Origin of the sequence: Roseburia rectibacter, assembly GCF_014287515.2 — a bacterium.
Lineage (GTDB): Bacteria > Bacillota > Clostridia > Lachnospirales > Lachnospiraceae > Roseburia > Roseburia rectibacter.
The window spans coordinates 2,651,245-2,663,869 of record NZ_CP092473.1 but is presented as its reverse complement, the minus strand read 5'-3'; the positions used below and the strand labels follow the sequence as shown (position 1 = coordinate 2,663,869).

The 12,625-nt window shown below is 38.4% G+C and carries 12 protein-coding genes and 1 pseudogene; all 13 read left to right on the top strand.

Going from position 1 to position 12,625, the window contains the following annotated elements; genetic code table 11:
- Nucleotides 1–192 precede the first annotated feature (192 nt).
- On the top strand, nt 193–1,023 hold the full coding sequence (locus H8S51_RS12510) for an AIM24 family protein (protein WP_015520243.1): 831 nt from the start codon (nt 193–195) through the stop codon (nt 1,021–1,023).
- Nucleotides 1,024–1,051: 28 nt separating this feature from the next.
- The gene (locus H8S51_RS12505) at nt 1,052–1,231 is read left to right on the top strand and encodes a hypothetical protein (RefSeq protein ID WP_186899180.1); all 180 of its coding nucleotides are present in this window, start codon (nt 1,052–1,054) and stop codon (nt 1,229–1,231) included.
- Between the two features lie 15 nt (nt 1,232–1,246).
- Nucleotides 1,247–1,711 (top strand): DUF3990 domain-containing protein, encoded by a 465-nt coding sequence (locus H8S51_RS12500; protein WP_117919449.1) that lies wholly within the window; start codon nt 1,247–1,249, stop codon nt 1,709–1,711.
- On the top strand, nt 1,711–2,172 hold the full coding sequence (locus H8S51_RS12495) for a hypothetical protein (RefSeq protein ID WP_117919447.1): 462 nt from the start codon (nt 1,711–1,713) through the stop codon (nt 2,170–2,172). The genes H8S51_RS12500 and H8S51_RS12495 overlap by 1 nt, the downstream gene beginning before the upstream one ends.
- A gap of 92 nt (nt 2,173–2,264) precedes the next feature.
- A pseudogene (locus tag H8S51_RS18565) lies at nt 2,265–2,416 on the top strand (IS200/IS605 family transposase); the annotation flags it as partial.
- A 40-nt stretch (nt 2,417–2,456) separates the two neighbouring features.
- Entirely contained in the window at nt 2,457–2,651 is a 195-nt protein-coding gene (locus tag H8S51_RS12490) for a hypothetical protein (protein ID WP_117919445.1), read from the top strand.
- Entirely contained in the window at nt 2,623–3,207 is a 585-nt protein-coding gene (locus H8S51_RS12485; RefSeq protein ID WP_241070707.1) for a zeta toxin family protein, read from the top strand. Before H8S51_RS12490 ends, H8S51_RS12485 begins: the two co-directional genes overlap by 29 nt.
- A 128-nt stretch (nt 3,208–3,335) precedes the next feature.
- Nucleotides 3,336–4,304, top strand: coding sequence for a site-specific tyrosine recombinase/integron integrase (gene xerA, locus H8S51_RS12480; protein ID WP_186899139.1), 969 nt, complete (start codon nt 3,336–3,338; stop codon nt 4,302–4,304).
- Nucleotides 4,305–4,337: 33 nt separating this feature from the next.
- A complete protein-coding gene (locus tag H8S51_RS12475) occupies nt 4,338–4,799 on the top strand; it encodes a DUF3990 domain-containing protein (protein WP_118488329.1) in 462 nt (153 codons plus the stop codon).
- The gene (locus H8S51_RS12470; RefSeq protein WP_182436992.1) at nt 4,796–5,266 is read left to right on the top strand and encodes a hypothetical protein; all 471 of its coding nucleotides are present in this window, start codon (nt 4,796–4,798) and stop codon (nt 5,264–5,266) included. Before H8S51_RS12475 ends, H8S51_RS12470 begins: the two co-directional genes overlap by 4 nt.
- Before the next feature lie 88 nt (nt 5,267–5,354).
- Entirely contained in the window at nt 5,355–6,443 is a 1,089-nt protein-coding gene (locus H8S51_RS12465; protein ID WP_186899140.1) for a restriction endonuclease subunit S, read from the top strand.
- A gap of 92 nt (nt 6,444–6,535) precedes the next feature.
- Complete coding sequence (locus H8S51_RS12460; RefSeq protein WP_186899141.1) at nt 6,536–9,886, top strand: DEAD/DEAH box helicase family protein; 3,351 nt, start codon at nt 6,536–6,538, stop codon at nt 9,884–9,886.
- A gap of 47 nt (nt 9,887–9,933) precedes the next feature.
- Nucleotides 9,934–12,612 (top strand): M64 family metallopeptidase, encoded by a 2,679-nt coding sequence (locus H8S51_RS12455; RefSeq protein WP_241070706.1) that lies wholly within the window; start codon nt 9,934–9,936, stop codon nt 12,610–12,612.
- Nucleotides 12,613–12,625 lie beyond the last annotated feature (13 nt).

Below are 12,625 nucleotides of genomic sequence, written 5' to 3'. Positions count from 1 at the left end.
TCGGCAAAATCCGTTACTGGAACGAGGTACGAGTGAACAGTAACGACTTTATAACTGAAGATTTAAACATGATACGGATATTGATTGAATCAGAAAAGCGGTTTGTTTTATAATGGAGCGGATAAGAAAGAATAGGAGATCAGTGTGCAAAACTTGTTTTCATTAGAAAGCAGCGCAGGAAAGGGAGTTTAAATGAATATAAAAAATTTAGAAAACAACGCAAGAAAATATGTGAGCAGTCTTGGAAATTTTCATGTATTAGAGTATCAGTCAGACGCCTCCGTTGCGCCGGAAAATGCGAGAAATGAGTACTTTATGAGTAAAATGGGTGTCCGCAGACGCCAGATCGTTATTGAACTAAACGGAAAAGAGTCTGCCATTATCCAGGCGGGCAGCATGCAGTGGATGGCAGGTCATGTGAAAGCAACCACAGGGATCAAGGGAGTCGGTGATTTTGTCGGCAAGATGGTCAAAGGTGCGATCACAAAGGAGACAGCAGTCAAACCGGAATACGTCGGCAACGGCATTCTGGTGTTAGAACCTACCTATAAATATCTGATCTTAGTGGATGTCGGATCCTGGGGTGAAAAGGGCATGACGATCGAGGATGGCATATTTTATGCCTGTTCCGGAACCGTAAAAAATAAGCTGACGGCGCGGAAAACAATCTCATCGACCGTGCTTGGCAAAGAAGGATTTTTCAACTTAAGTCTGGTCGGGGAAGGTGTCGCAGCATTGGAGAGTAACGTGCCGTATGAAGAACTGATTGAGGTGGAACTTGACAATGATGAATTAAAAATTGATGGAAATCTTGCAGTCTGCTGGTCCTCCGGTCTGGAATTTACTGTGGAGAGATCGACGAAAACGCTTGTGGGTTCGGCAGTCAGCGGCGAAGGACTCGTCAATGTGTACCGCGGAACCGGAAAAGTGCTCATGAGCCCGGTCGCACCGACGGCGTCACTCTATGAGGCAACACATACGGTGGAGGCAAAGCCGGGAGTGGAGATGCATGAGGCGGAGTAGAAGGGAAAGATAAAGATGGAGGAAACATATGATTACCGGAGAATTACGAAATAAAATAGACAGAATATGGGAAACATTCTGGACAGGAGGAATTACAAATCCGTTAGATGTCATAGAGCAGTTTACATATTTGAAAGTTGAAGTCCAAAAATCTCTTGATGAAACCCAAACATTATTTGACAGTCTGATGCAGAAATATTTTGGATAGAGGGGGAGAGATACTATGGCGAAAATGACAGTTTATCATGGTGGTTATACACCTGTTGAAACCCCGGAAATCCGCATAGGACGCAATACAAAAGACTTTGGCATTGGTTTTTATTGTACGATCATAAAAGAGCAGGCGCAGAGGTGGGCAAGACGTTATGATACGAAAATTGTGTCGATTTATGATGTGCGTTTAAATCAGGATTTAAACATCAAAGAATTTCGTGAGATGACGGATGAATGGCTGGATTTTATTATTTCGTGCAGAAGTGGGAAAGTACACGATTACGATATAGTGATCGGTGCAATGGCAGATGACCAGATTTATAACTATATTTCCGACTATATGGATGGCACGATTACAAGAGAACAATTCTGGGTATTGGCAAAATTCAAATATCCAACGCATCAAATCACGTTTTGTACGAAAGAGGCATTAAAATGTCTGGAATATAGAGGTTACGAGGAGGTAACACTGTAATGATCGGAGAAGGGCGCGAAGATCAAAAGGACAATGATTTATTTTTTGTATGTGGTCTGATTGATTATATTGCAAGAAAAACAAAAAACAAGAGGGCTGATATTGTAAACTGGCTTGGCAAAGAACGGCTGCAGAAAATCTATGAGCTGGCAGATATTTATCATTGTGACAATATTGACAGGGTATGTGAAGATTTTGTGGAAGAAGCGAAGATCCCGAATGGAACCTTTGATAATGTAGCAGATTGCAGATACGTGATTCCCTCACATTGGGATATTGCAAAAGTATATAAACGTTTGATCAAACAGGTGGCACAGGAAAAACAAATAGATATAATGGATGCATTGATAAAAGTATATAATTCGTTTCTAAGTCCGAAAATTGATGATTATAACAGTAGTCTTTATTACGAAAATCCATCTTATTTACTGGAGTGTTATATAGAAAATACAATTCTTTAATTTGATAAATAATAGTTTCGTTTGCACGCTGTCAGAAATACGTGCCTTAGTTAAGGTAGCTAAAAGTAGAGGATAATGTTATACTATGCATTATAGGAACATGGAAATCAAGAAACAGACACAAGAATTTATGATAGCATCATATTATTTTTGTCTGCAAACATAGAAAGAAACTAGTGGTATCAAAGCAGGTATCAGACGATATAAAACAGTTTTTTATGAGATATGTCAGAAAAACAATGTCTTTCATATAATGAATAGACAGAAGGAAGGAGACAGTTAAGATGTTAGAAATGAATGAATTGGATTCTATGTGTGGAATTTCAGATGATGAATTAACAGAGCGTTTTAAAGAGGCTATTCGGATTGATAATGAGATAAAAAAAATAAAAGGTGTTCCAATTGCAGGCTATGATGTTGAAAAAAAGACGGCTTTTTTAGAGTATCCGGATGGAAGGAGAAAATATGCCTCAGTATAGGGAAAAGTTTCCAGAAATAATTGTATTTGCAGGACCTAATGGTAGCGGAAAATCAACTATTACAAAGATGGTAAAAGTTATTGAACCGTATATTAATGCAGATGATATAAAAAGAACAAACTATTGTTCTGATCTTGAAGCAGTGCAATTGGCTGAAAAGATGAGAGAACAGGCGATTGTTAATCATAATAGCTTTACTTTTGAAACAGTTATGTCAACGGACAGAAATCTGGAATTATTGAAAAAAGCGAAAGAGAAAGGGTATTTTATTCGATGTATATACGTGTTGACTGCTGATGTAAATGTTAATATATTACGTGTGGAGTCTAGAAAGGCGTTAGGTGGACATGGGGTACCGGAAGATAAAATTCGTTTCAGATACTCGAAAGCGTTAAAACTTATTCCAGAATTAGTTCAAGTTGCAGATATAATGCATATTTATGATAATACATCTGTCCCGTATAGGATTTTTAAAAAAAGAAAAACAGAGTATTTTATATGGGAAAATAATAATTGGAGTGAGGAAACAATAAAAAAATTAGTTGGTTTACAGTAGAAAAGAACCTGTGTAATTTCTTAAATTGCATAGGTTTGTTTTATAAGTCTGAAAAACGTAAATAATAAATTAAATTTTGACAGTGATGTTGGCGCAGGATGTTGGTACGAAAGGAAAAGAGTACCAACATGGATGAAAAATTAGTATGCATATTAAATGAAATGGCAGATTTTTTTAGTATTGCGCAAATGAAAAAATTGCAGGAAGTATTACTTAAAAACTTATCCAGTGAAACACCGCAGAGAGAGCAGACATCCAATGAGACATATTTAAAAATGTTTATAGATGCAAAGCAGATCGAAGGATGTTCAGAGCGGACGCTGCAATATTATAAAATGACAGTGGAACATTTGCTTGCGACTTTAGATGTTCCGGTTCGAAAAATGACAACCGATGAGATCCGAAGTTATCTGGCAAATTACCAGCAGCGTAATAATTGTAGTAAGGTTACGGTTGATAATGTGCGTAGAAATATATCCAGCTTTTTTTCATGGTTAGAGGAAGAGGATTATATTTTAAAAAGCCCTATGAGACGAATACATAAAATTAAAACAAAACAGTCTGTGAAAGAGACGATTTCTGATGAAATGATTGAAAAACTCCGTGATAACTGCGAATGTGCGAGGAATTTAGCGATGATTGATCTTCTGTATTCAACCGGAATTCGTGTCGGAGAGCTGGTAAGATTGAATATCTCAGATATTGATTTTGAAGAAAGAGAATGTATCGTTTACGGAAAAGGAGATAAGGAGCGCAGAGTTTATTTTGATGCAAAAGCAAAACTGCATCTGCAAAATTATATCAATAGCCGCCATGACGATAATCCGGCATTATTTACAACTTTAGATGCTCCGTATGATAGATTAAAAATCAGCGGCGTGGAAATACGGGTGCGTGAGCTTGGCAGAAAAATCAGCATGGAGAGAATACATCCGCATAAGTTCCGACGAACGATGGCAACGAGGGCGATTGATAAGGGAATGCCGATTGAACAGGTACAGAAAATTTTGGGACATTCTCAGATAGACACGACGATGCAGTATGCAATCGTAAATCAGAATAATGTAAAAACAGCACATCGGAAGTATATTGCATAGACATATATATATGATGGTAACGGGGGAAAATAAATGGACAAAGTAATTGTATATCATGGCAGCAATGTTGTGGTTCCAGAACCTAAAATTATGATTAATGGACATTATAAAGATTTTGGATATGGATTTTATTGTACCAATATAAAGAAACAGGCAAAAAGATGGGCATTAACAAAACGTGGAGAATCTATTGTAAATATATATTCATATTCGGATATATCATCTCAGAAAGCAAAAATTTTTTCGGAAATGACGGAAGAGTGGCTTCAATTTGTTGTGGATTGTAGAAGAGGAATTGAGCATAATTATGATATTGTGGAAGGACCGATGGCTGATGACCAGATATGGGATTATGTAGAAGACTATATGGCAGGAAATATAAAAAAATCTGCTTTTTGGGAATTGGTAAAATTTAAATATCCGACGCATCAAATTGTATTTTGCACAGAGCAATCGCTAAGAATGCTGCAGTTTGAAGGGAGCGAAAATGTATGACAAATAAGTATTTTCCAGATGAAGAAATTCAAAAGAATGATTTATATTTTATATGTTATATGATTGAACGGGTGGCAAGAAAAATTCATCAAAAGAACCGTTATGTTGTAAATAGGATCGGAAAAGATGAATTATACCACTTGATTAGTGTGGCAAATGTACTTCATGCAGAAAATCCAAAAGATGTAGAGGATGACTGGATTGCAGCTTATCAGTTAAAAAAAGGCGATTTTGATATTGCGGATGTGAATAAAGAATTAGTGAGACAGATCCCATCGGCAATGCAGATGGGAAAAGTATATCAGCGTTTGATTGTCGATACGGCTCTTTGGAATGAAAATTATGTTGATGGAATATGCAGGGTTTATAATAATGATATTTGTGATATAATAGATAATTATAATTGTAGCGCATATTACGAGCCATCCTATATTATTGCCAGAGCATATCAGAATGGCGGTTTTTAAGGGAGTAAATAAGGTATTTTATCTCACAATCTGATCCCATAAATTCGGATTTGCAGGGCTGCGAACAGCCCGCGGAGGAATGATGTAGATGGAAATGATGTATGTGGAAGATTGTTGTGAAATACTTGATTCAATGAGAGTACCTATTACAGCATCGGATAGAGAAGAGGGAGAATATCCTTATTATGGAGCAAATGGTATTCAAGACTATGTTGCTGATTACATTTTTGATGATGAACTTGTTTTACTAGCTGAGGATGGTGGAAACTTTGGTTCAAAAGAGAGACCTATTGCTTATAGAGTTTCTGGAAAATGTTGGGTTAATAATCATGCTCATGTATTAAAACCAAAGGTGGGATTAAATGTAGATTACTTATGTTATTCACTTATGTTTTATAAGGTTGATGGAATGATAAATGGTGCAACGAGACAGAAATTAACGCAAGCTGCAATGTGCAAAATGAAAATTCCTTTACGAACATTAGAAGAGCAATCACATATTGTTGATGAATTGAATCGAATAGTAAAAATAAAGAAACTGCGGCAACTGGAATTGGAAATATTAGACAACCTCATCCAAGCCCGATTTGTCGAGATGTTTGGTGATCCAAAACTTAACGATAAGGGATGGAATGCGGGTATTATATCCGACTATTATGAAGTTAAAGGTGGTAAGCGTATTCCTAAAGGTATGGGATATGCTGATGATGCAACTGCTCATCCATATCTGAGAGCAACAGATATGAAAAACGAGACTATTCTTGATGATGATATTCATTATATTGATGAAGAAGTGTATGAGCATATCAAAAGATATACGGTCAAAAGTGGCGATATTTATTTGACTAATGTTGGTGTAAATCTTGGTATGGCGGGAGTTATTCCAGAAAAGTATGATGGTGCAAATTTGACTGAAAATGCAGTTAAGTTAGTTCCTAAAACAGAGAAGGTCATAGATGGCGTTTTTTTTGCTCATTACATTAATTCCCCAGGTATTCAGGATTACATTAACGAGAGAAAAATGTCTGTTGGTGTACCTAAGTTGGCTATTTTTAGAATAGAAACTATGCCTTTATTATTACCACCGATGGATATACAGATGCAGTTTATTGAGTTTCACAAACAAGTCAACAAATTGAAACTTGCAACCTCCCCACAAACCACTCTCGCTGCTTGATATTAAAATTGTAATACTAACATCATCATCCAACAATAAATAAACGAAAAAGGACTTAATCACTATCCACACAAGAAAAAGGAGCATCAGCCATGGAAACTAATTTTGATTATCTTTTAGAAAAAGAAGAGTATTCCGATTTTGCAAAACAGGCGATAGAGGCAGAAAAGAGCATCAGCATATCGCCTGCGACATGTGCGATTCTCTCCAGAAGAGCGTTAGAACTCGCGGTTCGATTTGTGTTTTCCTATGATGCGGAACTGACACTTCCGTATCGGGATAATGTGTCGAGTCTGATCCATGAGCCTACATTTCGCAGCATCATTGAACCAAGACTGTTTCCGATGCTGAAATATACAATCCATCTTGGAAATGTCGCAGTCCATACGAACAGTAATATCAAAAGAGATGAGGCAGTCATAGCCCTGCGTGATCTGTTTGAATTTTGTGACTGGATTGATTATTCCTATTCGAAAGAATATACGGAACGTTTTTTTGATGAGTCTATACTGCCATCCGGGGATGAAAAAAGGGTAAAAGCGGAGGAGTTAAGACGTTTATATGAGAGTCTGTCCAGCAAAGATAAAAAATTAGAAGAAATTTGCAGGGAAAATGAGCAGCTGCGAAAACAGATGCAGGCACAGCGTACACTTCACAGCCAGACCAGAGAGTTCCATGTAGATGAGATCAGCGAGGCAGAGACGCGAAAGAGATATATCGATGTGGAATTACAGAGAGCAGGATGGATTATGGGACGGAATTGTACGGAGGAGGAACCGGTTACCGGTATGCCCAATGCCTCAGGAAATGGCTTTGTGGATTATGTTTTATGGGGAAAAGACCATTTGCCGTTGGCAGTGGTAGAGGCAAAAAAAGCATCGGCAGATCCAATCGTTGGAAGCCAGCAGGCAAAATTATATGCGGACTGTCTGCAAAATCAGTATAAGCAGCGTCCACTGATTTTTACCACAAATGGATTCGAAATTTTTTATACAAATGATAATGAGGGATATCCAAGGCGCGAGGTATCCGGGTTCTTTACGCAGGAAGAATTACAGATTGAGATAGACAGAAGAAAGTTAAGAATTCCGTTGGAAAACATTGAAATTCGGGATGATATTACAAACCGTCCTTATCAGAAAGAAGCGGTAACAGCAGTCTGTGATGCAATTGAAAAAAAGCATCGGAAGATGCTGATCGTGCAGGCTACCGGTTCTGGAAAAACCAGAGTCAGCATCAGTATTGTGGATGTGCTGCGGAAACATAATTATGTAAAAAATATTTTGTTCCTTGCAGACCGGACGGCGTTGGTAAAGCAGGCGAAGAACAGTTATACAAATTTGCTGGATGATTTATCCTGCTGTAACCTGGTAGAAGGAAAAGATGATCCGGAAGCCTGCCGCATGATTTTTTCCACTTATCCTACCATGATGAATGCAATTGATGAGACGAAAAATAAATATGGGGATCGTTTGTTTACACCGGGATATTTTGACCTGATCATCTGTGATGAGGTGCACCGCAGTATTTACAAAAAATACCAGGAAATTTTTGAATATTTTGATGCAATGCTTCTTGGCATGACGGCAACGCCGAAAAATGAAATTGATAAAAATACATACGGGGTATTTGATCTTGAACGCGGCGTCCCGACATTTGCTTATGAATTAGAAAAGGCGGTAGAAGAGGGATATTTGGTCACTTATTCGACATTGGAATACAAAACGAAGATCATGGAAGAAGGCATCCATTATAATGAGTTGTCTGAGGAAGAGAAAGAGAAGTTTGAGGAAACTTTCAAAGATGAAGAGACGGTGGAGGAGGATATTTCCAATACTGCAGTTAATACATGGCTCTTTAATGACGACACGATCGATCTGGTGTTAAAAGAGCTGATGGAGAAGGGGTTAAAGATCGAAGGTGGGGATAAAATTGGAAAAACGATTATTTTTGCAAAAAACACTCCTCATGCGAAAAAGATTGTGGAGCGTTTTAACACGTTATTTCCGGAATATGGTGGAGATTTTATCAAACAGGTCGATTATAGCATCAAATATGCAGATACACTGATTGATGATTTTGGCACAAAAGAACGAATGCCGCAGATTGCAGTATCTGTGGATATGCTGGATACGGGAATTGATGTTCCGGAGATTTTAAACCTTGTATTTTTTAAAAAGGTGCGCAGTTATGCAAAGTTCTGGCAGATGATAGGAAGAGGAACGCGTTTATGCAAAGATCTGCTGGGCGAGGGAATGGATAAAGAGCGTTTTCTGATTTTTGACTTCTGTAATAATTTTGAATACTTTCGGGTGAATAAAAATGGTTCTGAGAATGGAATTCAGGAATCACTTTGTGAAAAAATATATAATGCAAAGGCACAGATATGCAGGGAACTGCAGGCATCACAGTATGTCATGGATGCGGATTATGCAGTGTACCGAAAAGAGCTGGTAATGGGGCTGAATCAGGCAGTGATAGAATTAAATGATGACAGCTTTGTGGTAAAAAGGCATCTCAGATATGTAGAGATGTTTCGGAAGCTGTCAAGTTGGAATCAGTTAGAGACGATTGAAATATCCGAGATTAAAGAACATATCGCACCGTTAATGAAACCCAAAAAAGAAAATGAACTTGCCCGGAGATTTGATTATCTGATTTACAGCATTGATCTGGGATTATTACAGAGCAAAAGCGTCCAGAAACCAATTCAAATTGTGATGACAACAGCCGAACAGCTCTCGAAAGTATATCGGCTTCCGCAGGTCGCAGCAAAAAAAGAAATGATTGCAAAAGTTCAGGAGACAAATTTCTGGGATGATGTAACGGTTGTAGAATTAGACAAAGTGAGGGAGGCTTTGCGGGATCTGCTTCAATATCTGGAACGTGCAGGAAGAAGAATTTATTATACCGATTTTACGGATGAGATCACAGATAGGAAAGAAGGGGAACCCATTTATGCCAGCGTGGATCTGAAAAATTACCGGAAAAAAGTAGAGTTTTACCTTCGGGATCACAAGGGTAAAATTTCAGTATTTAAACTGAGACATAATAAAAGACTTACAGAGGCTGATTTAAAAGAGTTAGAAGAAATTCTCTGGAAAGAACTGGGAACAAAAGCAGATTATGAAAAAGAGTATGGAGATACGCCGGTGGGACGTCTGGTACGGCAGATTGTAGGAGTTGACAGGGAAGCAGTCAATGAAGCATTTAGTGAATTCCTGACAGAAGAGCGTTTAAATGTAAATCAGATCCGGTTTGTAAGGCTGATCGTTGATTATATTGTTGCAAATGGAAATATTGATGACAACAGGGTACTGATGGACGAACCGTTCCGGTCGGCGGGCAGTATCACAGCTTTGTTTAAAGATGATATGGATTCGGCAAGAAAGATTATGAGCATTGTGGACAGCATCAAGCGCAATTCCGAGGAAACTGCGTAAAAAATCTGCTGGCAAAGAGAAAACTTATTCAACAAAAGGTGAAGTACATGAAAAGAAAAACAAAACGAATACAAGCAGTATGTATCTATATGATGTTATTGTTACTGCTGCTTTTGCCACAAACAGTAATGGCAAAAAATACAGAAAAATCCAAAACCACATTTCCGGTTCAGGTAATTCATAAGACTGGTGATGATAAAGAAAACTTTGTGATCGTGATCATGGGAGATGGATATACCGCCGGTCAGCAGGATCAGTTTTTGGAAGATGCCACTCAAAAGGCGCGTGGAATGCTGACATGGTCACCATATAGGGAATATTCTGACCGTATTAATATTTACGCTGTGCAGGCAGTTTCTAACGAGTCAGGCATTGGAGTGTATGGCGGCAAGAGTCCGGATACATATTTTCATGTCAAAGTATATGGAAAGGCAGCCGGATTTACCAATGGCGGGGATGAAAGGGCGAAAGCGTTAAGAACGGAACTGGAAGAAAATTATCTGGATGAAGGCGCAAATGTTGGAACGATTCATATACTTTGTAATGATACAGGAAGCTATGGTGCATCAGTAAATCCATTATTTTCTTTTTCTACAAATTCTGAGGATAATAGTGATGGAATGGTTATGGCTCACGAGACTGCCCATAGTATAGGCGGACTCGGCGATGAATATGAGAGATATACCAACAAACCAAATATGTCCGACACTACTGATCCGGAGAAAATCAAATGGAGCAAAATGTTAGGATTTCGCGGGATCGGAATCACGAATGCGGGAACGGATACCGCATTTGCGCCCAGTCGTGAATGTATGATGCGGTGGCTCGGACAGCCGTTTTGTGAGGTCTGCAAAATGGAACTGGCAAGAAAGCTGAATAACACGGATTATGTCAGTAAACCGGCGGCTCTTTATATCAGTGATCCTGAAGTTTCTATTCCTCATAACAAAACCGCGACACTTGACAGAGACAGTGAAAAATACAGAATTACCGAGTCTAATATCACAAAAGCCAATGATCATGATTTGGAATTTCGCACGGTTGTACAAAATATGGTGAATAAAGAACAGCATCTTAAGATGAGTTTTCGCATTATCGGCGCAGATGGAATAACGGTAAAATATAGTGCAGAAAAAGAATTTACCATCCAAGCCCTTACAAATTTCTATGACCCGGATGCTGCAAGAGAGTCTCTTTCCGTTGTACTTAATGATGTGTATGGTCTGACAAACGGTGACAGACTGGATGGAAAAATCGTGGACATGGATACACAGGAAGTTTTAGCGACAGATAAAACAGGTAATCAGGCATGGAGTACCGTCAACATTCATTACCGGTTAAAGAACGAAGACGGAACAGAAACAGATATTCCGAATACAAAAGCATCGATTGTCCATGTACCACGCAATTCTACATATACCTTAAGAAATCCTGAGTTATCCGGTTATGCCTGTGTGGGAAACAGTGTGGATCAGGATAAGATAACGATCACGGAAGACAGCATGGACATTGTTTATTATTATCAGGAGAACAATGATTCCTCCGGAGACGAAGATCAGGAGATAGCAGAGTGTACGACAAGACCGGTTACAGTGCCGTATGATTCAAACAGGCATACATTTGACATTAGACCAGGGGAGGGTGTGAATCTTCGATACAGTATGAAGGAGGACGGACCTTATACAATAGAAGAACTTCCGGCTTATACAGACGCAGGTAAATATACAATTTATTTTGAAGCATCTTCTGATTCTGCAAAATCCTGTTATGGGCAGGCATTTTTGGAAATTACAAAGGCTGTTACAGAACTAAAGCTTCTTGCAACGCCCGCAGGATCAGAGGGTGCTGGCAGCGTAACACTTAAAGTTATAAAACAGGGAATCAGCGCAGATGAACCGGTGGATATTACTTGCAATGATTCCAGCATTACACTGGTTAAGAAGGAAAATGATCAGTGGACGGTATCACTTCCGAACAAGACAAAGACATATTCTTTTACCGCAAAATATAATGGCAATAAAAACTATGCAGGGAGTGAAGCTGCCTGTCAGGTTATTGTGAAAGAAAAGAAAACACAGACTGGAAGTGGTGCTTTAGAAGCACCGGAAGAACCGGAAGAACCGACGACGGAAAAACCGACACCACAAAAACCGACACCACAAAAACCAGCACCGGAAGAACCGACAACAGAAAAACCAACACCGGATAAAAAGATAAAAAATAAGACGGTCAGAATAAAATGTAAGTCCAGGAAAGGGAAAAAGCAGGTTTTAAAGGTTAGTAAGTCAACGTTGAATCGTCTTATTGACAATGAGGCAAAAGCACTGCAACTGGAATATGGAAACGTTATAATTACGATGGACCGCAATGCCTTAAAAGAAATAAAAAAACAGATGAATTCAGATGTGTATTTTCATGTTAAGAAATTAGATAAACGCATTCTTTCTTCAAAGGCAGGTAAAATTGTCAAAAAACGTCCAATGTATGAAATTTCGGTTACAGGTGCAAAGAAAAAAACGTTAGGAAAATTGAAAAAGGGAAAGGTTACCGTAAAGATCCATTATAAGATTTCTAAGAAAGAAAAAAAGAAAGATCTTTTTGCGTACACCATCAACAAAAAAGGAAATGTCAAAAAGATTTCAAAATCTTATTATGATTCTAAGAAACAGACAGTGAACTTTACAACAAAGAGCTTTTCTAAATTTGCAGTGGGCGGTCGTTTGTGAGAGTGATAAAAAG

What these genes read in the sequence shown, in the direction of transcription:
- H8S51_RS12510 (WP_015520243.1), top strand. Translation starts at nt 193, where the DNA reads ATGAATATAAAAAATTTAGAAAACAACGCAAGAAAATATGTGAGCAGT.
- H8S51_RS12505 (WP_186899180.1), top strand. Translation starts at nt 1,052, where the DNA reads ATGATTACCGGAGAATTACGAAATAAAATAGACAGAATATGGGAAACA.
- H8S51_RS12500 (WP_117919449.1), top strand. Translation starts at nt 1,247, where the DNA reads ATGGCGAAAATGACAGTTTATCATGGTGGTTATACACCTGTTGAAACC.
- H8S51_RS12495 (WP_117919447.1), top strand. Translation starts at nt 1,711, where the DNA reads ATGATCGGAGAAGGGCGCGAAGATCAAAAGGACAATGATTTATTTTTT.
- H8S51_RS12490 (WP_117919445.1), top strand. Translation starts at nt 2,457, where the DNA reads ATGTTAGAAATGAATGAATTGGATTCTATGTGTGGAATTTCAGATGAT.
- H8S51_RS12485 (WP_241070707.1), top strand. Translation starts at nt 2,623, where the DNA reads ATGGAAGGAGAAAATATGCCTCAGTATAGGGAAAAGTTTCCAGAAATA.
- xerA (WP_186899139.1), top strand. Translation starts at nt 3,336, where the DNA reads ATGGATGAAAAATTAGTATGCATATTAAATGAAATGGCAGATTTTTTT.
- H8S51_RS12475 (WP_118488329.1), top strand. Translation starts at nt 4,338, where the DNA reads ATGGACAAAGTAATTGTATATCATGGCAGCAATGTTGTGGTTCCAGAA.
- H8S51_RS12470 (WP_182436992.1), top strand. Translation starts at nt 4,796, where the DNA reads ATGACAAATAAGTATTTTCCAGATGAAGAAATTCAAAAGAATGATTTA.
- H8S51_RS12465 (WP_186899140.1), top strand. Translation starts at nt 5,355, where the DNA reads ATGGAAATGATGTATGTGGAAGATTGTTGTGAAATACTTGATTCAATG.
- H8S51_RS12460 (WP_186899141.1), top strand. Translation starts at nt 6,536, where the DNA reads ATGGAAACTAATTTTGATTATCTTTTAGAAAAAGAAGAGTATTCCGAT.
- H8S51_RS12455 (WP_241070706.1), top strand. Translation starts at nt 9,934, where the DNA reads ATGAAAAGAAAAACAAAACGAATACAAGCAGTATGTATCTATATGATG.